The sequence below is a fragment of the Azospirillum sp. OGB3 genome (genome assembly GCF_014192915.1).
In the GTDB taxonomy this organism is placed as follows: Bacteria; Pseudomonadota; Alphaproteobacteria; order Azospirillales; family Azospirillaceae; genus Azospirillum.
On record NZ_JACHYN010000005.1, the window covers coordinates 128,609 to 150,328 of the forward strand.

19 protein-coding genes are annotated in these 21,720 nt (G+C 69.4%); 9 read left to right on the top strand and 10 right to left on the bottom strand.

Annotated elements, in window-relative coordinates:
- Positions 1–61: 61 nt before the first annotated feature.
- The 5 genes from FHW79_RS12910 to FHW79_RS12930 form a co-directional block, all read right to left on the bottom strand.
- Positions 62–2,440, bottom strand: coding sequence for a TIM-barrel domain-containing protein (locus FHW79_RS12910; protein ID WP_183179298.1), 2,379 nt, complete (start codon positions 2,438–2,440; stop codon positions 62–64).
- Between the two features lie 82 nt (positions 2,441–2,522).
- Positions 2,523–3,824 carry a TRAP transporter large permease gene (locus FHW79_RS12915; protein WP_183179299.1) on the bottom strand — a complete coding sequence of 434 codons (1,302 nt, stop codon included), beginning with the start codon at positions 3,822–3,824 and terminating at the stop codon, positions 2,523–2,525.
- Positions 3,825–3,855: 31 nt separating this feature from the next.
- Positions 3,856–4,365 (bottom strand): TRAP transporter small permease, encoded by a 510-nt coding sequence (locus FHW79_RS12920; protein ID WP_183179300.1) that lies wholly within the window; start codon positions 4,363–4,365, stop codon positions 3,856–3,858.
- Positions 4,366–4,412: 47 nt separating this feature from the next.
- Positions 4,413–5,405, bottom strand: a complete 993-nt coding sequence (locus tag FHW79_RS12925) for a TRAP transporter substrate-binding protein (RefSeq protein ID WP_183179301.1) — start codon at positions 5,403–5,405, stop codon at positions 4,413–4,415.
- Positions 5,406–5,419: 14 nt separating this feature from the next.
- Complete coding sequence (locus tag FHW79_RS12930; RefSeq protein WP_183179302.1) at positions 5,420–7,264, bottom strand: glycoside hydrolase family 2 TIM barrel-domain containing protein; 1,845 nt, start codon at positions 7,262–7,264, stop codon at positions 5,420–5,422.
- Positions 7,265–7,473: 209 nt separating this feature from the next.
- Here FHW79_RS12930 and FHW79_RS12935 point away from each other — a divergent pair, with 209 nt between their 5' ends.
- A complete protein-coding gene (locus tag FHW79_RS12935; RefSeq protein ID WP_183179303.1) occupies positions 7,474–8,556 on the top strand; it encodes a LacI family DNA-binding transcriptional regulator in 1,083 nt (360 codons plus the stop codon).
- A gap of 185 nt (positions 8,557–8,741) precedes the next feature.
- On the opposite strand, the gene FHW79_RS12940 is transcribed toward FHW79_RS12935, so the two are convergent.
- The 3 genes from FHW79_RS12940 to FHW79_RS12950 form a co-directional block, all read right to left on the bottom strand.
- Positions 8,742–9,128, bottom strand: a complete 387-nt coding sequence (locus FHW79_RS12940; RefSeq protein ID WP_183179304.1) for a type II toxin-antitoxin system VapC family toxin — start codon at positions 9,126–9,128, stop codon at positions 8,742–8,744.
- Entirely contained in the window at positions 9,128–9,385 is a 258-nt protein-coding gene (locus FHW79_RS12945) for a type II toxin-antitoxin system Phd/YefM family antitoxin (protein ID WP_183179305.1), read from the bottom strand. Before FHW79_RS12945 ends, FHW79_RS12940 begins: the two co-directional genes overlap by 1 nt.
- 61 nt (positions 9,386–9,446) lie before the next feature.
- Positions 9,447–10,778, bottom strand: coding sequence for an oligosaccharide flippase family protein (locus tag FHW79_RS12950; RefSeq protein ID WP_183179306.1), 1,332 nt, complete (start codon positions 10,776–10,778; stop codon positions 9,447–9,449).
- Between the two features lie 149 nt (positions 10,779–10,927).
- Between FHW79_RS12950 and FHW79_RS12955 the strand changes: the two genes are divergently transcribed.
- Positions 10,928–11,260 (top strand): hypothetical protein, encoded by a 333-nt coding sequence (locus FHW79_RS12955; RefSeq protein WP_247884344.1) that lies wholly within the window; start codon positions 10,928–10,930, stop codon positions 11,258–11,260.
- Between the two features lie 17 nt (positions 11,261–11,277).
- Here FHW79_RS12955 and FHW79_RS12960 read toward each other — a convergent pair whose 3' ends face one another.
- Positions 11,278–12,108: an FkbM family methyltransferase gene (locus FHW79_RS12960; RefSeq protein ID WP_183179307.1), complete on the bottom strand. Its 831-nt coding sequence runs from the start codon at positions 12,106–12,108 to the stop codon at positions 11,278–11,280.
- Between the two features lie 278 nt (positions 12,109–12,386).
- Here FHW79_RS12960 and FHW79_RS32640 point away from each other — a divergent pair, with 278 nt between their 5' ends.
- From FHW79_RS32640 to FHW79_RS12995, 7 genes are all read left to right on the top strand, one after another.
- A complete protein-coding gene (locus FHW79_RS32640) occupies positions 12,387–14,537 on the top strand; it encodes a hypothetical protein (protein WP_183179308.1) in 2,151 nt (716 codons plus the stop codon).
- Entirely contained in the window at positions 14,528–15,268 is a 741-nt protein-coding gene (locus FHW79_RS12970; RefSeq protein ID WP_247881774.1) for a polysaccharide biosynthesis/export family protein, read from the top strand. Before FHW79_RS32640 ends, FHW79_RS12970 begins: the two co-directional genes overlap by 10 nt.
- Positions 15,265–16,077 (top strand): WecB/TagA/CpsF family glycosyltransferase, encoded by an 813-nt coding sequence (locus FHW79_RS12975; RefSeq protein WP_183179309.1) that lies wholly within the window; start codon positions 15,265–15,267, stop codon positions 16,075–16,077. The genes FHW79_RS12970 and FHW79_RS12975 overlap by 4 nt, the downstream gene beginning before the upstream one ends.
- Positions 16,074–17,411: a hypothetical protein gene (locus FHW79_RS12980; RefSeq protein ID WP_183179310.1), complete on the top strand. Its 1,338-nt coding sequence runs from the start codon at positions 16,074–16,076 to the stop codon at positions 17,409–17,411. Before FHW79_RS12975 ends, FHW79_RS12980 begins: the two co-directional genes overlap by 4 nt.
- 95 nt (positions 17,412–17,506) lie before the next feature.
- A complete protein-coding gene (locus tag FHW79_RS12985; protein WP_211108255.1) occupies positions 17,507–18,340 on the top strand; it encodes a class I SAM-dependent methyltransferase in 834 nt (277 codons plus the stop codon).
- Positions 18,341–18,350: 10 nt separating this feature from the next.
- Complete coding sequence (locus FHW79_RS12990) at positions 18,351–19,934, top strand: exopolysaccharide biosynthesis polyprenyl glycosylphosphotransferase (protein WP_183179311.1); 1,584 nt, start codon at positions 18,351–18,353, stop codon at positions 19,932–19,934.
- A 17-nt stretch (positions 19,935–19,951) separates the two neighbouring features.
- The gene (locus FHW79_RS12995) at positions 19,952–20,935 is read left to right on the top strand and encodes a hypothetical protein (RefSeq protein ID WP_211108256.1); all 984 of its coding nucleotides are present in this window, start codon (positions 19,952–19,954) and stop codon (positions 20,933–20,935) included.
- A gap of 30 nt (positions 20,936–20,965) precedes the next feature.
- Here FHW79_RS12995 and FHW79_RS13000 read toward each other — a convergent pair whose 3' ends face one another.
- Positions 20,966–21,691 carry a GntR family transcriptional regulator gene (locus FHW79_RS13000; RefSeq protein ID WP_183179312.1) on the bottom strand — a complete coding sequence of 242 codons (726 nt, stop codon included), beginning with the start codon at positions 21,689–21,691 and terminating at the stop codon, positions 20,966–20,968.
- Positions 21,692–21,720 lie beyond the last annotated feature (29 nt).

Genomic DNA, 21,720 nt, shown 5'->3' on the forward strand with positions numbered 1-21,720 from the left:
ATGCGATCATGTGTGGGGTGGGGCGGCACGCCCTTGGACGTGGGCGTGCCGTTTCACTCGGTCAGAGAGGCAGGCTGCCGACCGGCGTGCCGTCCGCCGTCTCGATGGACAGGGCGGTCCAACGCGGCGCCCGGCCGCCGCTGCGGCTCACCGACAGCGCGGCCGCGTCCGTGCCGCTGATGGTCAGCAGGCAGATGGACTCGTCGCGGCACACGCTCTCCCCGTCGTCGTCGAACAGGGTCAGCGGGGCGTAGCCCTCCGGTCCGGGGAAGCAGCGGACGGTCAGCGGACCTTCCGCCCAGGAGGGGGCGGGGCCGAGCGGCAGCAGCGTGCCGGCCCGGACGAAGGCCGGGGACACCCCCAGCGGCGCCGCCACGGTGACGCGCCCGCCGCCGTCGTAACGCTTGCCGTCGCGCAGGTCGTACCAGCCGCCGGGCACCGCCGGCAGCCAGACTTCCAGTTCCGTCCGTCCGGGGTCGAGGACCGGGGCGACCAGCAGCCGGTCGCCGACCATGGTGCTGTCCTCCTCCTCGTAGGCGCCGGGCTGGTCGGGGAAGTCGTAGAACAGCGGCCGCATCACCGGGTCATGGTCGCGGTGCGCCCGCCACAGCAGCGTGTAGAGCAGCGGCACCAGCCGCTCCCGCCAGTCCAGCGCGGCCTTCACCTGGGGCAGCAGCTCCGGATAGGTCCAGGGCTCGGTGACGCTGCCATCGTCGTTCCAGGAATGGATGGTGAAGCGCGGCCACCACACCGCCTGCTCGATCCAGCGCATCAGCAGTTCCGGCTCCGGCCGGGGACCGGCGAAGCCGCCGACGTCATGGCCGTAGTCGAACAGGCCCGACAGGCTGAAGCCGTGGCCCATGCGCAGGTTCCAGCGCAGCGTCTTCCAGCTCGTCCGGTTGTCGCCCGACCAGGTCTGCACGTAGCGTTGGAGGCCCGGCCCGCCGGAGCGCGAGATCAGGTAGGGGCGCTTGTCCGGCGCGTACGCCACCTGCGCCAGATGCGAGGCGCGGATCATCAGGTGAGTCTGCACTGGGCGCAGCGTCGCCATCGTGCCGCCATGGCCGTTGACGTCGCAGACCGCCGCGTCGTCCCAGATCTCGAACTCGTTGTTGTCGTTCCAGGTCGAACCGATGCCGCGCTCCAGCAGCTCCCGCGTGACGTTGCCCATCCACCAGCGGGTGGTCGCCGGGTTGGTGAAGTCGAGATAGGCGCCATCGCCGCCCCAGAACTGGGTGATCTGCGGGCTGTCCGGGGCGTCGCTGTCGCGCACGAAGCCGCCGAACCCCTGGACCTCGGCGAATTTCGGATGGTCGTTGAGCAGCGCCGGCTTGATGTTGGCGACGAGATGGACGCCGGCCTCGGCGAACTTGGCGGTGACCGCCTCCGGCTCGGGGAACTTGTCGCGGTTCCAGTGGAAGACGTAGCGCTTGTCGCCGATCATCGTGTAGCCGGACGACATCTGGAACGACCCGCAGGGCAGGCCGTGCTCCTTCAGCGCGTCCAGGAATCCGAGCAGCCGCACCCCGGCGTCCGGAGCGTCGGTGTACTGCATGGTCGAGCCGGAATAGCTGATCGCCCAGCGCGGCCGGAAGGAGGTGCGGCCGGTCAGGGCGGTGAAGTTCGCCACCACCTGCGGAACGCTGGGGCCGAACAGGACGTAGCAGTCCAGGTCGCCGTCCGACGCCTCGAACCGGATGAAGTCGCCATGGTAGGCGTCGATGGTCTGGCCGAGGTCGAAGACGCCGCGCGACAGGTTGTCGTAGAAGACGCCGACCGCCGCCCCGCCGCGCTCCGGCCGCACGCTGAGGCAGAAGGGGATGTGCTTGTAGAGCGGGTCGCTCGTCTCCGCGTCGTAGCCGAGCGCGTCGGTCGTGCCCATGGCGAGGCGCCGCCCGCGTTTGTCGGTGCCGCCGCTCTTGTCGCCGAAGCCGTGGTAGCGCTCCCCGGCGTGGCTGACCAGATGGTGCGCGAAGCGGGGGGAGCGGTCGTCGAACAGGTAGGGCTGGGTCGGCCGGTCGGCCAGGACGAGGCGCCAGCCGTCGCCCTCCGCCGCCGGCTCGTACCAGCGCAGCGCCAGGGGGGCGCGCTGGACCACGACGCGCCAGCCGGGGGTGGTGACGGTGACGCTGTCGGCGCTTTCCTCCACCGCCGCCGGCGTGCCGGGGAAGCCGGTCAGGTCGCGGCGGTCGCGCCCGTCGATGGGATCGGCCAGCGCGGGGTCGGTCTCGCCCGACAGCTCGGGCGCCAGCGACCAGGTGCGCGGGGCGCGCAGTCCGGCCGGCCGCTCGATGAGGACGCGCGCCAGCGCGGGCCCCAGCGGGAACAGGGTCAGGCGGTAGCCGCGGTCGAGGTCGAAGGCGATCCCCTGGGGGCCGGCTTGCGCCCCGTCGCGGAACGGGGCGGGCGCGGCAAGGGTGGCGCCGGTCAGCGTGCGCATGGCGCGTGAACTCCTGACGTCATGAGACCTGGGATTTGTGGGGAGCCGGGCCCCGGGTACGGGGCCCGGCTTTGAGTCCCGCTTACTTGATGAGGCCGAACAGGCTGGGCAGCCAGAGCGACAGACCGGGGACGTAGGTGACGATCAGCAGCGCCGCCGTGCTCCAGGCGAAGAGCGGGATCAGCGGCCGGATCACCTGCTCGATCGACACGCGCGCCACGGCGCAGCCGATGAACAGGGCGCTGCCGGTCGGCGGCGAGACGATGCCGAGCGACAGGTTGAACACCAGGATCACCCCGAAATGCACCGGGTCCACCCCCAGCTCCACCAGCACCGGCAGGAAGATCGGCGTGAAGATCAGGATGCCGGGCGTGATGTCCAGGAAGGTGCCCATCAGCAGCAGGACGATGTTGACCAGCAGCAGCGCGACGATCCAGTTGCCGGACACCGACTGCACCCAGTCGCCGATGATCTGCGGAATCTCGGCCAGCGACATCACATAGGCCATCGCCATGGAGGTGCCGACCATCAGCGCGACCACCGCGGTCGCGACGATGGTGTCCACCAGAATCTGCCCGATGTCGGCCACCGACAGCTCCCGGTAGGCGAGCGCCAGGGCCAGCGCGTAGACGACCGCGATGGCCGAGCCCTCGGTCGCGGTGAAGACGCCGCCGACGATGCCGCCGATCACCACGATGATCAGACCCAGGCTGGGCAGGGCGGACAGCAGGGCGCGCGACGACTGGGACAGGGTCGGGGAGGGCAGGCGGGCGTAGCCGCGCTTCTTCGCCATCATCCAGGCCGGGATCATCACCGCCAAGCCGAGCAGGATGCCCGGCAGGTAGCCGGCGACGAACAGCGCCGCGATGGAGGTGCCGCCCGACACCAGCGAATAGACGATGAAGGCGCCCGACGGAGGAATCAGCAGGCCGGTGATGCAGGAGGAGATGTTGACCGCCGCGGTGTAGCTGCGGTCGTAGCCGGCCTTGTCCATCGACGGCTGCATGGTGCCGCCGATGGCCGAGGCGGCGGCCACCGCCGACCCCGACACGCAGCCGAACATCATGTTGGCGAGGATGGTGATCTGCGCCAGCGGTCCGGGCATCCAGCCGACGAAGACCTTGGCGCAGTCGATCAGGCGGCGGGCGATGCCGCCGCGGTTCATGATCGAGCCGGCCATGAAGAAGAAGGGGATCGCCAGCAGCGCGAAGCTGTCCAGGCCGGTGGCGATGCGCTGCGCCGTCACCGAGATCGCCGGCAGCGGCGGCATGATGGTCAGCAGCGCCGTGATCGAGGCGAGTCCGGTCGCGTAGGAGATGGGCACGCCGAAGGCCAGAAGGGCGACGAAGGCGGCGCTGAGGACGAGGGCGGGGGAAAAGTCCATGGCTGCGTTTCCGCGACGGAAGGGGTGGGCGTCAGTCGAGCGAGACGGCGTGGCTGGTCACGCCCGGCCCTTCGCGCAGGCTCTCCATCAAGGCGATGACCATGTAGATCAGGGTCAGCACGCCGGACAGCGGGATCACGGCGTAGACCAGCCACATCGGGAGCTGGAGCGCCGGCGTGACCTGGCCGAGCGTGCGCGCCTTGTCCACCAGCAGCCAGCCGCCGCCGCACAGGATCGTCACGGTGAACAGGGCGACCAGCGCCGCGATGGCGATCTCGACGCCGCCGCGCGGACGGGCCGGCAGGAGATCCACCAGCCCGGTGATGGCGATGTGGCCGCGCTTGCCCAGCACATAGGCCGAGCCGAGCAGGCTGACCCAGATGAAGGCGAAGCGGGCGATCTCGTCCGTCGCCGATGTCGAGACGTTGAGCGCGTAGCGGGCGACGACCTGCCACACCACGCAGCCCAGCATGGCGACCGTCAGCGGGATCGTGATGGCGAGCACGAGGCGGTCGAGCGTGCGGTGGATGGTGTCCAGCATGGGAAGCGCTCCTCTGTTTCGACGCGGCGAGCGGGCGGGGCGGGGCCTTACTTGACCGTCTGGATGCGGTCGGCGAGGGTGGCCAGCGCCGGGGTGGCCTTCAGATCGTCGTACATGGGCTGCACCACCTGACGGTAGGCGGCCTTGTCGGCGTCGACGAACTTGACGCCCATCTTTGCCGCCTCGCCCTCGGCCTTCTCCAGCTCGGCCGCCCAACGGGCGTTGTGGGACTTGGCGCTGTCGCGGGCGGCCTGGCGCAGAAGCTCCTGCTGCTCCGGCTTCAGGCGGTCCATCGTGGCGGTGGCGACCAGCACCACGTCGGGGACGCGGGTGTGCTCATCGCGGGTGTAGACCTTCATCACCTCGCCGTGGCGGGCCAGGGTCAGGGCGGTCACGTTGTTCTCCGCCCCGTCGACGACGCCGGACTGCAGGGCCGTGTAGACCTCGCCCCAGGCCAGCGGGGTGGCGGTGGCCCCCAGCAGGTTGATCATGCGGGTGGCGATCGGGCCGGGCTGGACGCGGACCTTCAGGCCCTTCAGATCCTCCGGCTTGGCAAGCGGCTTGTTGGCGTAGAAGCTGCGCGTGCCGTTGTCGTAGTAGGCGAGGCCGACGAAGGCCTTGGCGCGGCTGGAGGCCAGGATTTCATCGCCGACCGGACCGTCGACCACCTTGAAGAAATGGTCGTTGTCGCGGAACAGGAAGGGCATGTCGTAGACGCCGAAGCTCGGCTCGAAGGCGGCGAGGGGCGAGGCGTTGGCGTGCACGAGGTCGAGGGCGCCGTTCTGCATCTGCTCGATCAGTTCGCGCTGCTGGCCGAGCTGGCCGGCGGGGAACACCTTGATGTCCAGCTCGCCCTTGCTGCGCTCGCGCACCAGCTTGGCGAACTCGTCCAGCGAGACGTCCACCGGATGGCCCTTGGCCAGCCCATGGCCGAGGCGCAGCGTGGTCTTGGCGGCGGCCGGCCCGGCGAGGGTCAGGCCCATGACGGCGGCGACGGCGGCGGCGAGAAGGGCGGCGTGACGGCGGTTCAACGCGAGCATGACGAATCCTCCGGTTATCGTGATTTGACGGTTTGGGTATGCGGCGATGCGGGCGCCTCAACGTCGGCCATCGCCCGGTAATGCTCCGCAAGGACGGCGAAGGCGCGCTTGCGGGTGGTCTTGTCCTCGGCGATCAGCCCCTTGCGGTTCCAGCCGCGCTGGAAGGCGGTCTGCCGCCGCTCGGTGCGGAAGTCGTAGAGAACCCAGGGCGTCATCCCGCGCACATAGGGGGCGGTGGCGAGGATGGCGAGCTGCTCGCGGTAGACCGCCTCCTGGCAGTCCTCGGTGAAGAGGTCGCGCGGACCGCCTCGCAGACCGGCCACCGCGTCGGCGCCGAACTCGGAGATGATCACCGGCTTTCCGGGGGCGGAGTTGGCGAGCAGCCGGCGCAGCCCGTCGAAGGAGGGCTCGTACCAGCCGAAATACTCGTTGAGGCCGATCACGTCGAGATGGTCGGCCAGCCGGTCGGCGATGGCGAAGCGCTCGCGGTCGATCAGGCAGGCCGCCGTCACCAGCCGCGTCGGGTCCAGCTTGCGGGCCAGCGCTGCCAGCCGCGCCATGAAGGACAGGCGGGCGTCGGTGTCGGCGTTCTCGTTGCCGACGCCCCACAGGATCGTGCTGGCCCGGTTGCGGTCGCGGGCGATCAGTTCGGCGAGCTGGTTGGCGGCGTCCTCGTAGGTGTCGGGGTTGGCGAAGTCGATGGCCCAGTAGACGGGAATTTCCGACCACAGCATCAGCCCGACCTCGTCGGCGATGGCCGCCGCGCGCGGGTCGTGCGGGTAGTGGGCGAGGCGCAGAAAGTTGCAGCCCAGCGCCTTGGCGTCGGCGTAGCGGCGGCGGATGTCCGCCACCTCGCTGGTCTTGCCAAACGTGAGGTCGTCCTCATGGACCGAGACGCCGCGCAGCGTGATGTTGCGCCCGTTGAGGAGGATGCGCTCCCCCGCCACGGCGATCTCGCGGAAGCCGACGCGGTCGGCCACGGAATCGCTGCCGAAGCGCAGGGTGACGCCGTAGAGGCGGGGCGACTCCGGAGACCACAGTTCCGGGGAGAGGTCGAATTCCACCCGCCCACGCCCGGCGGCGACGGGAACGGGGGAGGGCGGCAGCAGCCCGTCGACGGCGACGGTCGCCGTGCCGTCCACCGGGTCGGACAGGGTGACGTCCACGGCGACGCGGCCGAAGCCGCTGCCCGGCACCAGCGCCACGCCGAAGTCCCGGATGAACACGGGGGGCAGGCGCAGAAGGGCGACGGAGCGGTAGAGGCCGCCGTAGTTGAACCAGTCGGTGTGGCGCATCGGCACCCGGTCGGGCTGGCGCGCGTTGTCCACCTGGATCTGGAGGCGGTTCGGGCCGAGGCGCAAATACCCGGTCAGCTCGACGCAGAAGGGCGTCGAGGCGCCGCGGTGCGCGCCGAGGAATTGGCCGTTCAGGAAGACGCGCGCCTCGTAGGCGGCGGCACCGACATGCAGGACGACGCGCTCGTCCGTCGCGCCGGGTGCGTGGTCCAGTGTCCGCGTGTACCAGGCGCCACCCTCGTAATGCCGCCACTCCGGGCGAAGCATGTTCCAGCAGGCGGGGACCGGGGCGGTCTGCCACGCGCCGTCGTCGTAGTCGCGTGGGACGGTCCAGTCCGCGGCCGGCACCGGCTCGTCGGCGTACCAGCCCTGGCGCAGCCCCTCGTCATGAGGATCAATGGTGAAGCGCCAGTCGCCATCCAGCGACTCGACGGCGCGCCCGGCGACGGTCACCAGGGCCGCGGCGCCCACCCGCCCGCGGGCGAAGGCGTCGGCGTAAGCTTCGTCATGAAGATGGTCGTAAGGGTCAACGACCGTGGCGCGGTCGGCGCCTTCGGCTGTCATGAGCGTCCTCTCCCAAATCTTCTTTTTCCGCGCCCGCCTTGTCGGAGGGGCGTGATGGGCACTTCGTCCGTCCACCGGCGTCGATAGCGATATCACCGCCGAGGGAAATCGATTACCCTTGCCGAAACAATAGGCGCGCGTGCATCTCTACGCAACCGGTTTTCACGCCGCCGCCCGCCGCCAACCCTCTTGCGCTGACCGAGGTGCCGATGCCCCCGCCATCCGACCGCAACCGCGCCTCGCGCACGGAGCGTGCGTCGCTCGTCCCGTCGCTCGCCCAGGTGGCGGCCCGTGCCGGGGTGTCGGTCGCCACCGCCTCGCGGGTCATCAACGGCGTCGCCAACAAGGCGACGGAGGAGACGGCGGAGCGGGTGCGGGCGGCGATCCGCGAATTGGGCTACCGGCCCGGCAGCGTCGGGCGGGCGCTGCGCCGCCGGGAGAGTCGCATCGTCGGCGTCCTCGCCGCGAATCTCGCCAACCCCTCCATGGCCGCCATCGCCTCGTCCATCGAATGGTCGCTGCGCGGGGAGGGGCTGGTGATGTCGCTGTGCGACACGCACGAGCGCGCCGACGTGCAGGACGAGTACATCCGCGAGATGCGCGCCCAGCTCGTCCGCGCGATGATCCTGGTGGGCGCGGTGGACAGCCCGGCGCTGGACGAGGCGCGGGCCGCCGGCGACACGCTGGTCTTCGTGAACCGTCCGGACCCCGGCGACCCGTCCTCGCCCTATGTCGGAATCGACAATGTGGGCGCCGGGGCGGAGATCGCCGACCGGCTGCTGGAGCGCGGGGTGCGCCGCATCGGTGTCCTCCACGCCTCGCTGGACCGCACTGCTGGCCATTGGCGCCTGCTCGGCCTGTTCGACCGGCTGGCCGCGGCGGGGGTGGACACGGCGGCGATTCCCTGCGCCACCGGGCCGGGGCTGGATCACATCGTGGCCGGCTATCACGCCATGGGGACGATGCTGGAGCGGCCGGACCGCCCGCCGGTGATCGTCTGCCTGAGCGACCTGCTGGCCTACGGCGCCTACCGCCGCGCGCGGGAGGCCGGGCTGGAGGTGCCGGGCGACGTGGCCTTCTTCGGTTTCGACGACAACCCGATCAACCCGTGGATCGCCGACTGGCTGAACTCGGTCCGCGTGCCGTCCGACGACTTCGGCCCGGCCATCGTGGAAATGCTGCACCGGCTCTGGGGCGGGGAGGAGCGGCCGGACCCGCTGCTGCTGGCCCACCAGCTGACCATCCGCAACTGGCGCCTGCCCGGCGAAACCGAGCCTGTCCTGCGGCGTTGAGCGGGAACAGGGGCGGCGATCCCCATGGGCCGGAAAGCGTTCGCACGGAATCGGTTGGTGGATTTGCCGAGAGGTTCTGTTCAAAGACGCATATAAATCCCATAAGATGGGTTATGGAAAATATTGCAAACAGACGGTTCCTCGATGGTTTGGCTTTCGGTGCGTCCAAGCCGTCCATTGAGTCGTTACAGGCGTGCCCACAGGTGCGCGACGCCCTTGTATCCGGCGATCACGCCGTCGGCATGAACCAATGTCAAATTCAGGGCTTGGGCCTGGGCCACCAGCATGCGGTCGAACGGGTCCGGGTGTGCCCACTCCAAACCTCCGGCCCGTTCCGCATGCGCCGGGTCGATGGCCAGCGGCAGGAAGCCGTTCAAGGCGATGGCGGCGCTCGGCGATCCGGTGAAGGCCAGCTTTCCCTTGCCGCTCTTGATTGCGATCTCCCACACGGAGGCCGCGCTTACATGGACGCGGTTGTCCGGGTTGGCGATCGCCGCCCGCACCGCCGGGCTGATCGGATCGGCGCCGGCGTCCCACCAGAGGAAGACGTGGGTGTCGAGCAGCAGGTCCATCAGCGCTCGACCGCGCCATCCGGTTCGCCGCCGGCGAACAGCGCCTCGATCTGCGGATCAGGATCGTCGAAATCCGGCGCGATGCAGGTGATGCCCAGCGCGTGGGCCGGCGTGCGGGGCGCCGTCACCTTGGGCAGCGGAACCAGCTTGGCCATGGGAACGCCGTTCTTGGCGATAACGAATTCCTCGCCGGCCGCCGCCCGCTCGACCAGACCCGAGAGGTGCGTTTTCGCGTCGTACAGGCTGATATGGCCCATGGTCACCTTCCCTTAACCAGCTTGGCCAATATGGATGCGCCCGCTGGTTTGGTCAAGTTGGTCAGGCGCGTTCGAACGCTGCGGCGTTTTTGTGGCTCTTGAACAGAAGGACGCGCATCAGCGTCGTTCCGATCGCCCCCTGGGCGACCGTCAGGGCGGTCGCCACCGCCGCGCCGGTCATGCCGAAGACCGGTATCAGGACGGCGCCGAGCACGACGCACACCGCCAGTTGCAGCAGGTTGAGCCGGCGCAGCGTGCGTCCGTGTCCCGTCATGGCCAGCAGGATGTCCTGGCAGGCCAGAAGGCAGTGGATCATCTGGCCCGCGGCGAGGATGCGCAGCGCCGTCGCCGCGCTGCCGAACCCCTGCCCGACCAGATCGAGCAACAGCTCCGGCACGATCATCATGACCGACACCATGGGCAGGCCGAGCGCCGCGACGGTCAGCATGATGCCGCGGTTCATGGCGAGCAGGCGGGACGTCTCGCCGCGGCGATGCAGTTCGGCGTAGTTGGGCGCGGCGAAGGTTCCGATGCTGATGACGACGACCCAGATCAGCATGGAGATGCGGTTCGCCACGCTGAACGCGCCAACCGAGGCCGCATCCACGAAAACGCCCAGCGCGAGCACCGGCAAAGACGCCAGCGACACCTGCACCAGTTCGACGACGAACAGGGGGCGCGCGGTGTGCCAGAGCGACGGCAAAATCTCCGCCGGCCCGTCCGCCCGTTCATCGGCCGACGCGGCGGCATCGGCGGGCGTGGCATGGTCGGTGAATCGGCGGCGGTCGCGTGCGAGCAGGGCCAATCCGATCAGGACGCAGAGGGTCCATGCCCCGGCCAGAGCCAGGATCAGGGAATCGAGGCTGGAAACTCCGATCGCAAGGGCGGCGAGCATCAGCGCCGGCCACAGCGCGTTCTGCACGAACTGCGCGGCGATGCCCCGCTTGAGCCCCGCCAGGGCCGAACCGATGGTGATGGTCAGGGTCTGCGGCACCAGGACCAGAGCCGACAGGCGCAGCGGCATTTCAAGGTCCGGCGCCCCGAACAGCAGGTGGGACGCCGGCCCCGCCAGGGCGAAGGCCGCCACCGCGGCCAGGGTCGCGGCAAAGCCCGTGACGACCAGGCCGGTCCGCAGGTCGCGGCCGGCCGCCCGCCCTTGGCCGATGGCCAGTTCGGCGGCGATGTGCCGTGTGATCGCCCGTTCGAGCCCCAGCCGCGCCATGGTCGATGCCAGGCCGATCCAGGTCAGGCACAGGAAGAACAGGCCGGCATCATGGGCGCCCAGCGCACGCGCCGCTATGATATAGAGGCCGAGCTTCCCGACGACCTCCACCCCGCGCAGCCCGAGGCCGACGCTGTAACGCCCGAGGGCACGCCATGTCTGGAGACGCATCACGCTCTATGGGATAAGGAGTTGTTGCGGAAGCGGAAGAGATCCGGAGACGCGTGGCGACCCGCCGTCTTGGGTCGCCGCGCAGGGAGAACAGTCGGTTGATGACCATGGTGACGAAAGGGCGAGGGGGCCGGAAAGTCCATGCGGTCTTGGCTTTGTGCCTTGCCGCGGCGCTGCTCGGGCATGGCCGCCCGGCCACCGCACAGGATGTGGAGGAATGGCGCGCCATCGACATCCTCCAGGAAATCCGCACCCATTTCGACCGTCTGCCCTATGGCTGGTGGATTCGCGAACCCGAGCTGCACTTGAACACCTACGAGGTCGAGGTCCACCTTCCCGATTGGTGGCGCGGCAACCCCACCTCGGCGGTGAACAATCTGTGCCCCGAGCGGCAGAGCCGCATCTGGAAGGTGGCAACGATCCTGACCCTGCGCCCCTTCTACCAGAAGCGTCCCTGGCCCGAGGTCGATTGCCGCCGCTGATGCCACCTCCAGCGCGGTCAGTTCCCGCCTGATTGCCCGAGCGCGGCGCGCAGCCGGTCGGCCACGCCGTCGCGCGCGACGAAGATGAAGTTGTTGATGTAGATCCGCCCCTTGACGCGGTGGGTGCCCGCCGCGTTGAGGGCCGAACGGGATTGGTGGCGATCCGGGTCGAAGCCGTCCAGCGTGCACAGCCGTCCCGCCAGGACGAAGTAGCCGCGATAGCCCAACGGGGCCAGCCGCGCCTGCAAAGCCGCCAGGGCTCCGGGATTGTGCCGCTCCTCCGCCTCGATCAGCAGGTTCGGCCGGTCGCGCCCGATCAGGCGGAGGCCGCCGCCGACCACCGCGGCTTCATGCCCCTCCACATCGATCTTCAGGAAGCCAACCGGGCGATCGTCGTAGCCGTCCAGCATGCGGCGCGGGACGGTGACCGCCTCCACCTCCTCGCCATGGGCGCCCACCGCCTCCGCCTCGACCGAGGCCAGGGCGGACGAGCGCGGAATGTGCAGCACGATCGACCCGTCGCCGTCGCTCAGCGCGCAGCCCTCCACCCGCAGCCGGCCGGAGGCGATCAGCGGCGCGAACTTGCTCTCCAGCAGCGACGCCAGCTTCGGGTTCGGCTCGAAGGCGGTCACGCTGGCCGCGACCCGGCAGAGCCAGAAGGTGTAGATGCCGCTGTTGGCGCCGATATCGTAGGCGGCCTCCCCCGGAACGCACAGGGCGGGAATCAGGCGCAGCTCCGGCTCGGCGTAATAGGGCGCGAGCCGATCCCGAAGCCAGGTCAGGCGACGGAACACCCGCGGGTGGCGAAGCTCGATGGCGGCTTTCAGGGAGGACAGTGTGTGGTTCATGGCGCGTGGCTCGATGGGGCTGGGGCCGGCATCCTCGGACCCAATCAAAAGTGAGGGGTTTCGGCAAAAAGCAAATAGCTAAAAATTGAGACAAAATGCTTCAAAAGCCCAACCACCCCATGACAGCTCTACACCAAGCGTGGTAAACCATACCGGTTAAGTGTTCGATCCACACGCTACGGTACCCATAAAAGATGCTGTCCCAACATCTGGAAAATCGCAGGCAAAGTCAATCGGCTGACCAGCTGGATGGCTCGCCGGCTCAGCAATCGCATGGCGTGCTGTTTTCAAGCGGTGTGTCGGCATTTACGCCGCGCGACCTTCTGATACTCGCTTTTTATCACAAGCGGATCATTCTGATCGTTGCCCTCCTTTCGATCATCGCCGGCCTCACCGCCGCCACTTACGCGCGCACCCGCTACGCCGCGGAAAGTCTGGTCATGATGATGATCGACCGCTCGCACGCCGGGATCAGCGACGTGGCGGGGACCCTGCCCTCCATCCTGTCGATCGACGGGTTGAAGTCGGTGGACAGCGAGATCCGCATCCTGGAAAGCCGCCGGGTGATCGAGGACACGCTGAGCGCGCTGGACCCTGTCACCCTGTTCCCGGAGATCGCGCACCCGCGCCTCTTCGGCCTGCTGCCCGCCGACAGCCCGCAGGACCAGCTCGAAAAGGCCATCGACAAGTTCAAGCGCCGCCTTCAGGTGGAGCAGCAGTCCTCCTCCAACATCGTGCGCCTCAGCTTCAGCCACGAGGACCCGGACCTCGCCGCGGACACCGTCAACGCCCTGGCCGACGCCTACCTGAAGCGCCGCCGGGCGATCTTCGACATCCCGCGCTCGCCCTTCCTCGCCTCCGAACTGGCGCGCCACTCCGACCAGCTGAAGAGCCTCGAGGGGCAGATCCAGGCGCTGAAGTCCGAATACGACATCGTCGATCTCGGGCAGGAAAGCCTGCTGGCCGCCAACCAGGTGGACAGCATCGTGCAGCGCCGCCGGCAGACCCAGGAGCGCCAAGCCGCCCTCCAGGCGGAAGTCACGGCGGCGAAGAAGCGGCTCGCCGCCCTGCCGGAGCGGGTGTTCGACTTCCGCGAGCAGAGCAACCAGACCCAGAACGACGACGACCGCAACGTGCTGCTCCGCCTGGAGCTGGAACGCGACCGGATGGCCTCGCAGTTCCTGCCGGACTACCCGCCCCTCCAGGAGATTGAGCGCAAGATCCGGACGGTCCGGCAGTCGATGAAGGGCGGCGACAAGCCGGTCTTCAACACCACCCGCGAGGTCCGCAACCCGTCCATCCCCTTTCTGAACAACCATCTGCTGACGCTGGAGATCGAACAGGACGCGGTCGCCCGACAGCTCGACGAGCTGAACCGCCAGCACACGGTGGCGGTGGAGAAGGTCGGACGCCTGCGCAAGGCGGAAAGCGAGCTGCGCGACCTGGAGCGCACGCGCGGCGTGATGGAGGACATCTACCGCGATTACGCCCAGCGCACCGAGGCCGCCCGCGCCGAGGAGGAGGCTGCCAAGGTGCGCTTCTCCAACGTCCGCGTCGTGCAGCCGGCGGTGGCCCCGGCGACCGGGACGAGCATGGCGCCGAGCTTCATCATCGCCGGGCTGGTCGGCGGCATCCTGCTCGGCGGGGCGGCCGGCGTGCTGGCGACGTGGCTGCGCCAAGTCTACATCCTGCCGCACGAGATCGAGCGCGATTTGGCCGTTCCGGCCATCGCCAGCTTCACCGACACCGACGGCGAACTGGTCTCCCCTGGCGCCCAGCAGGAGCTGATCCATCTGGCCGCCCAGCTGCGCGACCATGGCCTGGACGACCAGCCGATGGCGCTGATCCAGTTCGTGACCGCCAACGACGGCGACGGCGACGCCATCGTGGCGCGCGGGCTCGCCCTGGAATTCGCCAAGGGGCGTGGCCTGCGGACCCTGGTCATCGACCTCTGCGGCGACGGCACCGGCCAATTGGCCGCGATCAACGCCGGGGCCGACGACAGGACAGACGATGAGGCGGACGGCGGAGCCGGCGAGCGGCTGCCGACCATCGAACCGCAGGGCACCGGCGACCTCGAAACCCTGCCCTCCGCCGTGCCGCTGCTCTGGGTGTCGCGGCAGGCGACGGGATCGGCGCTGGGCAGCCTGCGCACCCCCATCGCCCAGTCGCGCCAGATGCTGGAACGGCTGAACCAGCGCTTTGACATCATTTTGATTCTGTCGCCGCCGATCGGGAACAGCCATCTTGCCCGCCGGCTGTCGCCGATGGTGGATGCGAACATCCTGGTCGCCCGCGCCGAGCACACCCGTGCGCCGGTCGCCGCCCGGATGCGCGACTCCATCCTCGCGTCCGGCGGCGACATCGTCGGCCTGGTGTTGACCGGCCGTCACTTCCACATTCCCCAGGTGATCTACCGATGGCTGTGATGCGGATGGCCGCGATGCGGGGCTTCCTGTTGGCGGCGTTGCTGGCGCTCGGCGCGTGCACCGGCCAGTCGTTGACTCCAAAGGAAACAATGCCCGAGGGCTTCGCCCGCTGGGAGGACTCCACCCCGCCCTACCGGCTGGGTCCGGGCGACCGCTTCCAGGTCAAGTTCATGCTCGCCCCCGACATGGACGAAGAAGTGATGATCGGTCCCGATGGCTCCGCCGGGCTGCGCATGGCCGGGCAGGTCGACGCCGCCGGGCTGACGCCGGGCGAGCTGGCCACCGTGGTCGAGACGCGCGCGCGGCGTTGGATGCGCGCCCCGCAGGTCAGCATCGGGCTGAAGGAGACTCCGTCGAACCGCGCCTACATCGGTGGCGCCGTCGCCCGCCCCGGCACCTACCTGCTGAACGGCCGCATCGGCGTGATGGAGGTGATCATGCTGGCCGGCGGTTTCGACCGCGAGGCGCGGTACGAGGAGGTGGTGCTGATCCGCCGCAACCCCGAGAACAAGCCGATGCTGCGCACCATCGACACTCGCCGGTTCATCGAGACCGGGACAGCGGCCGGCGACGTGCCGCTGGTCGCCGGCGACATCCTGTTCGTGCCGCGCAGCTCCATCGCCGAAACCGGCCTGTGGGTCGAGCAGTTCATCAACCGCGTCGTCCCGTTCGAGCGCACGTTCAACTACACGATCAGCCGCCAAACCGGCGCGATCACGACCTTCCCATGACAACGCCCCCGACCGAACCGGGGCAGGAGCACCCCGCAGACACCGTCTTCGGGGTCTCCATCACCCGCCTCGACGTGGCCGGCGCCGCGCAGGCCATCGCCGCGCGGGCGCCAGGGGAGCCCTTCGCCTACGTCGTGACGCCGAACGCACAGCATGTGGTGCGGCTTCACCGCGGCGAGGACGCCCGCTTCCGCGCCGCCTATGACGGTGCGTGGCTGCGGCTGTGCGACAGCCAGATCATGCGGCACCTGTCCCGGCGGCTGTTCGGCAAGCCGCTGCCCAGCGCCAGCGGCAGCGACCTGACCGCCCACCTGTTCGCGCACGTCATCACGCCGGACGATACCGTCACCGTGATCGGCGGCAGCGACGAGCTGGAGCGCCGCCTGCTGGACCGCTTCGGCCTGACCCGGCTGGCCCGGCACGAGCCGCCGATGGGCTTCTCCGCCGACCCGCGGGAGGTCGAGCGCTGCGTCCGCTTCGTGCTGGACCACCCGGCCCGCTTCGTCTTCCTAGCGGTCGGCGCGCCGCAGTCGGAATGCCTGTCTCTGGCCATCCGGAACACCGGACAGGCCACCGGCGTCGGGCTGTGCGTCGGCAGCTCGCTTCTGTTCGTGACGGGGCTCGTCGAACGCGCGCCGCCGCTGTTCCGCCGCTTCGCGCTGGAATGGCTGTACCGGCTGGCCCAGAACCCGCGCGGCCACGCCCGGCGGGTCTTCGTGGAGTCCGTGCCGCTGCTCGGCATCGCGCTGTCGGCCTGGTGGTCGGAGCAGCGGGGCCAAGCGCGCCCGAAGCCGGCGGCGCGCCCATGATCGTCGAGCTGGGAGCCCGGCAGCGCGGCCGCATCCTGTCGCCCGTCCGGGTGGCGGCGCCCCGCCGTTCCCAGCCCCGCTCCCTGACGGTGATGATCCTGCTGGCGGTGCTGCCGCTGTTCGGACAGAGCTTCCATTATCTGGTCGACATTCCGCCGCTCTACGCCCTGTCGAAAAGCTGGCCGGTCCTGACCATCCCGCTCGCCGTCTACGCCTTGGCGCAGATCGAGCTGCCGTTCAAGTCGCTGTGCGTCGCCCTGCTCGCCTACCTCGTGGCGATCACTCCGGCGGTGTCCATGGTCCAGCTCGGCAACGGGCTGACCGACGCGATGGCGACCACGGTCAAGGTCTGGCCCTTCGCCTATTATTTCTCCCTCGCCGCCCTTCTGACGCTGCTGCGCCCGACGCTGCCCCAGGTTCGCGGCGCACTGATCGCGCTCGGCGCCGGCACCTTCGTCATCATGCTCGCTTTGTGGCTGGTCCTCCCGCCGGAGGCCTACGCCACCGACCCGCTGAAGAGCAAGCTGCTGATGTACGACGTCGAGCGCGGCCCGCGCATCTACATGCCGATGTTCTTCGGCGTGCTGTTCCTCTTCTACCTGTCGCGGCGGTTCTGCGCGTACCGGGAATGGTGGACCATCCCGTTGCTGCTGGTCGGGCTGCTGCTGATGGTCCTGATCTACAAGCAGCGCACGGCCCTGGGCAGCGTGGTCCTGGTGGTCGGCTTCGCCATGATCACCTCGGCGCGCGGCTGGTGGCGAATCCTGGCGGTCGGCATGGCCCTGCTGTCCACGATCGTCCTGGCCGCCATCTACAGCGCCGACCTCGCCAGCCGGGCCGAGCAGATGCTCGGCGCCTCGCTCTCGATTCGCCAGAACTCCATTGTCCTGGCGCTCGACTACCTGGAGGTGACGCCGTTGCGCTGGCTGCTGGGGGTGGGCGCCATCACCCGCTTCAGCAACGTGACCTTGGCGGACATCCTGGGCAACAACCAGTTCTATCTCGCCGACATCGGCTGGATCGGCGTCGTCTTCGAATACGGCGTCATCGGCGCGGTGCTGATCGCGGCCTTCTACATCGCGGCGCTGCGCAGCGCCCGCCGCTCCGTCGTCCCTGGCGACCCCATGACCCAGGCGTTGGGCGATTACGTCCTGTTCGCCCTGGCGACCTCCACCATCTACTCCGTCGTCTTCACGCCTGGAGAGGTCGCCAGCGTGATGGCGCTCGCCCTCTACTGGCGCACCGCCCGTCAACAGGCTGGCGCAACGGAACCATCAGTCAACCGCTCACCGGAATTCTTCAAAATGCAACGAAATCGCAAAAGCCGATTGTGACTCTTTGTCGAAAATTATCGTGCCAGCGACGTCAATGCTGTCTTAATCCATTTTAAATAGTGTGGTAGTAATAGGTCATCATGACATCTCAACCCATGATAGCGCCCTCATCGCCGCTGCACCGTTACATCCAGGGCGGCCATCGCCGCGTGGACGGCTGGCTGTCGCGCCTGGACGCCAGCCTGATCGCCACCGTCGGCGTCTGGCAGAGCGCCGTGGGCGTGACGGGAAGCGTCGGCGAGATCGGCGTTCATCACGGACGGCTGTTCATCCTTCTGGCTCTGGCGCGCCGGCCGGGTGAGCGGGCCTTCGCCATCGATCTGTTCGACGACCAGCAGTTCAACGTCGACCAGTCGGGACAGGGCGACGAGACGGCCTTCCGCGGCAACCTCGTCCGCTTCGGAATCGAGCCGGCGTCGGTCGAGGTCGTCAAGGGCAACTCGATGGCCCTGTCCTGGGCCGGACTCGCCGAACGGCTGGGGCCCGCGGTTCGCCTGTTCAGCATCGACGGCGGCCACACGGCCGACATCACCCGCCATGACCTGGGCATCGCCGACGACAGCCTGGGCGACGGCGGGGTGATCGTCCTCGACGACTACTTCAACCCGGAATTCCCCGCTGTGTCCGAGGGGATGTGCCGCTTCATGGCCGATCGGCCCGGAGCCCTCGCCCCCTTCGCCATCGGCGACAACAAGCTGCTCCTGGCCCGCCCGGACTGGGCGGAGCGCTACCGCGCCATGCTGGTCGGGGCGATGCCGTCGCGCCACTTCGTGCGCGACACCGAGCTGTTCGGCCAGCCCGTCACCGTGTTCCGCACGCCGCGGACGCCGATGCAGTTCATCCGGCAGACCGGCCTGACCCGCCGGCTTCGCTCCCATCCGCTGGGACAGGCGCTGAAGCCGATCATCCGCCGCTTCGTGCAGGGGTAAAGAGACTGCCATGCGCGACGACGTGCAGGTCCGTTTTCCGGCAGACGAGCGAAGCGCCGTTCCGGACCTTGCCGCGCCGTCAGCGGACGCGCCGCCGGACGCCCCACCGGACTCTGCGCCGGATTTCGCGCCGCCCCCCGGCGACTTCGCCGGCTCGCGGGATGGCTGGCTGCACTGGACGCATGGGCTTGTCAACCGGCTGGTGAAGGGAGCGGACGGCGTCCTGCTGGCGGTCGCCGGTCTCGCCGCCTGGGCCGCCTGGACCCGCCGGACGGACGGGGCGTCGTTCGACGACGGCCGCCTGCTTCTCCAGGCGCTCATCTTCACGGCCATCACGCTCGGCGTCTATCTGCGCGCCATGACCACCATCGGCGCCTACCGTGTCGAGAACTACCGGCACTGGGGAAAGTCGCTGCTGGATGTGATCGGCGGCCTGCTGCCCGCCGGAACCGTCCTGTCCCTCCTCGTCTGGGCCTTCCTGCCGGAGGTCGGCCCCTCGGACATGCTTGCCTTGTGGGGCGGGATGGCGCTCGCCTGCCTCGGGGCGGGCCGCATCCTGGCGGCGCGCGGCGTGCGCCTTCTGGAGGAGCGCGGGGTGCTGCGCCGCCGGGTGGTCATCCTGGGCGCGACCGACGTGGCGGAACGGATGATCGCGCATCTGGCCCTGCCGGAGCACCGGGCGAACTACAGCATCCTCGGCCTGTTCGACGACCGCGACAGCGACCGCCGGCCGGCGTCGCTCGCCGGCCTTCCGGTGTCCGGCGACCTGACGGACTTCAAGCGCTTCCTGCCGGACAACCGCGTCGACATGGTCGTCATCGCCCTGCCCTGGCGGGCGGCGATGCGCATCCACAGCCTGCGCATGCAGCTTCAAATGATCTCCCTCGACATCCTGATCCCGCTGGACGAGGAGAGCATCCGGCTGCGGCTCGCCAACCTGCGGCACATCGGCGACATCCCGGCCCTGCTGGTGATGCGGCAGCCGCTGCGCGGCATGCAGATCGTCGTGAAGCGCATCGAGGACGTTGTGGTCGCGGGCCTCGGCCTGCTCGTCGCCTCGCCCTTCATGCTGGCCGCGGCCATCGCCGTCCGCCTGGACTCGCCGGGGCCGATCATCTTCCGGCAGACCCGCGTGGGCTTCAACAACCGGCCCTTCACGATGCTGAAGTTCCGCACGATGAAGGTGGACGACAGCGACGACGGCGCCGTCGGCACCAGCCGCGACAACCCGCGCATCACCCGCATCGGCCGCTTCCTCCGCCGCACCAGCATCGACGAGTTGCCTCAGCTCTTCAACGTGCTGGCCGGCGACATGTCGGTGGTCGGTCCGCGCGCCCATGTCCCGAACATGCGGGTCGGCAACCAGCGCTACGCCGAGGTGGCGCGCGAGTACGCGGCGCGCAGCCGCGTCAAGCCGGGGATCACCGGCTGGGCCCAGATCAACGGCATGCGCGGCGGCATCCACACCGTCGAGAAGGCGCGCGTCGGGGTTGACATGGACATCCACTATATCGAGAACTGGTCGCTATGGCTCGATGCGAAGATCATCATCAGCACCGTGACCACCGGCCTGTTCGGGCGCGACGTGTTCTAGGCGCCCTGGCCGCCGGGATGCTGGCCGCCGGGCTGCTGGCGGGTGGCGTGGCGGACGCGAAAGCGGGCACGGGCGCGCAGGGTCTGCCGGCGCGTCCCCTGCTCGTCTATCACGACAGCTGGTACGAACGCCCGGCCACCGGCCCGGCGGCCACAACGCTGGCGACCCTCCCCGGCTATATGAATCTGGTCGCCCTGTCCTTCGTCCGGCCGGACGCTTCCTATCCCGGCCGCCTCGACCTCAAGGGGACCGGGCTGCAGTACAGCTTTTCCGGCACGGTGCTGAGGGACGCCATCGCGCTGCTGAAGCGGCGCCAGCCGGAGACCCGCGTGCTGCTCGCCGTCGGAGGCGCCAACTACGCGAATTGGGACGCGCTGAACCTCGACGCTCTCGTGCGTCTGGTCCAGGATCTGGGCGCCGACGGAATCGATCTGGATTTCGAACCGGTGTCCCCCGGCTGCTCGGTCCGGGGGCGGGTGCGCTGCCTGTCCGACGCGCTCTGGCTGGACTTGGTCGCGCGTTTCCGCGACGCCTTCCCGCGCCCTCTGTTGCTGACCGTGCCGGGCTGGAGCATCGGCGCCTATGGCGAGGGCGCGTTCCGGGACGCCCAGCCGCGCGGCCCCCACACCGGGTCGATCCTCAACCTGCTGCGCTCCCCGCAGGCGGCGGCGATCGACCTCGTCTCCATCATGGCCTATGAGGCCGGCCCGACCTTCGATCCCTGGCAGGCCTATCAGGCCTACCGGCAGGTCTGGAAGGGGCCGCTCGCCCTCGGGGTCCAGGTGCCGCCGAGCCAGCTCGGCGGGCCGACCTACACGGTGCCGTTGGCGGAACAGCTCGCCCGGAACGTCGCGCAGGACCCGCAGGGCGGCATGATGCTCTACCCGCTGCTGGGGCGCCCCCCCGGCACGCTCGGGCCGGACAACCCGGATGGCCGCCTGCTGGCCCAGGCGCTGTGCCGCGGGCTGGGCCTCGACGGCTGCGCCGAGGCGCTGCGCTGACCGATCCGGCCGCGTCCCAGCCCCCCTGCCTCAGCCCTCCCAGCGGTGGGACAGCACGAAGCTGTAACGCTCCGGCCGGACGTGGAAGACGGCGTGGTCGGCGCAGGCGCCATCCGCGAAGACGGAGCGCCGGATCATCACCAGCACCGGCATCCCCGCTGTCCCGCCGAGCGGTTCGGCGACCGCCGCGCCGGCGGCTTCGGCCTTGACCTCAATGTCGGCGCCGACCACCGGCTTGCCGGTAACCTCCTTCAGAACGGCGTAGATCGGCTTCTCTCCCGCAGCCATCCAATCGACGCCCACCAGTTCCGGGGACAGCAGGCTGCGCCCCAAGGCCACCGGCTCGCCGTCCACCAGATGCAGGCGGCGCACCTCCAGGCAGCGCGGGCCGAACGCGCCCGTCAGGTCCGGCGGCGTGGCGGTGATGGCCGCCGACAGAGGACGCATGCTGGCGTTCAGCCCCTGGAGCCGCAAGGACTCGTGGAAGCTGCGCAGCCGGTCCAGCGGGTGGCGGACGCGCTTGCCCACCGTGAAGGTGCCCTTGCCCTTGCGCCGCTCGATCAGCCCTTCCGTCTCCAGCCGGTCGAGCGCGAGACGGACGGTCACCCGGCTGACCGCGAAGCGGATGCCGATCTCGCTCTCGCTCGGCAGGCGGCCCGACGGCTCGAACCGGCCCGCCGCGATCTCCTCGCGCAGCCGGTCGGCGATCTGCCGGTAGAGGGCCGTCGCGTTCTCCCGCACCAAACTGTCCCGCATCGGGGCCACCGTCCCCTCCCCGCTTCTGG

What these genes read in the sequence shown, in the direction of transcription:
- FHW79_RS13000 (WP_183179312.1), bottom strand. Translation starts at nt 21,691, where the DNA reads ATGCGGGACAGTTTGGTGCGGGAGAACGCGACGGCCCTCTACCGGCAG.
- FHW79_RS12995 (WP_211108256.1), top strand. Translation starts at nt 19,952, where the DNA reads ATGCTGGCCGCCGGGCTGCTGGCGGGTGGCGTGGCGGACGCGAAAGCG.
- FHW79_RS12960 (WP_183179307.1), bottom strand. Translation starts at nt 12,108, where the DNA reads ATGAACCACACACTGTCCTCCCTGAAAGCCGCCATCGAGCTTCGCCAC.
- FHW79_RS12970 (WP_247881774.1), top strand. Translation starts at nt 14,528, where the DNA reads ATGGCTGTGATGCGGATGGCCGCGATGCGGGGCTTCCTGTTGGCGGCG.
- FHW79_RS12930 (WP_183179302.1), bottom strand. Translation starts at nt 7,264, where the DNA reads ATGACAGCCGAAGGCGCCGACCGCGCCACGGTCGTTGACCCTTACGAC.
- FHW79_RS12915 (WP_183179299.1), bottom strand. Translation starts at nt 3,824, where the DNA reads ATGGACTTTTCCCCCGCCCTCGTCCTCAGCGCCGCCTTCGTCGCCCTT.
- FHW79_RS12985 (WP_211108255.1), top strand. Translation starts at nt 17,507, where the DNA reads ATGATAGCGCCCTCATCGCCGCTGCACCGTTACATCCAGGGCGGCCAT.
- FHW79_RS12925 (WP_183179301.1), bottom strand. Translation starts at nt 5,405, where the DNA reads ATGCTCGCGTTGAACCGCCGTCACGCCGCCCTTCTCGCCGCCGCCGTC.
- FHW79_RS12920 (WP_183179300.1), bottom strand. Translation starts at nt 4,365, where the DNA reads ATGCTGGACACCATCCACCGCACGCTCGACCGCCTCGTGCTCGCCATC.
- FHW79_RS12945 (WP_183179305.1), bottom strand. Translation starts at nt 9,385, where the DNA reads ATGGGCCATATCAGCCTGTACGACGCGAAAACGCACCTCTCGGGTCTG.
- FHW79_RS12975 (WP_183179309.1), top strand. Translation starts at nt 15,265, where the DNA reads ATGACAACGCCCCCGACCGAACCGGGGCAGGAGCACCCCGCAGACACC.
- FHW79_RS12940 (WP_183179304.1), bottom strand. Translation starts at nt 9,128, where the DNA reads ATGGACCTGCTGCTCGACACCCACGTCTTCCTCTGGTGGGACGCCGGC.
- FHW79_RS12910 (WP_183179298.1), bottom strand. Translation starts at nt 2,440, where the DNA reads ATGCGCACGCTGACCGGCGCCACCCTTGCCGCGCCCGCCCCGTTCCGC.
- FHW79_RS12990 (WP_183179311.1), top strand. Translation starts at nt 18,351, where the DNA reads ATGCGCGACGACGTGCAGGTCCGTTTTCCGGCAGACGAGCGAAGCGCC.
- FHW79_RS12950 (WP_183179306.1), bottom strand. Translation starts at nt 10,778, where the DNA reads ATGCGTCTCCAGACATGGCGTGCCCTCGGGCGTTACAGCGTCGGCCTC.
- FHW79_RS12980 (WP_183179310.1), top strand. Translation starts at nt 16,074, where the DNA reads ATGATCGTCGAGCTGGGAGCCCGGCAGCGCGGCCGCATCCTGTCGCCC.
- FHW79_RS12935 (WP_183179303.1), top strand. Translation starts at nt 7,474, where the DNA reads ATGCCCCCGCCATCCGACCGCAACCGCGCCTCGCGCACGGAGCGTGCG.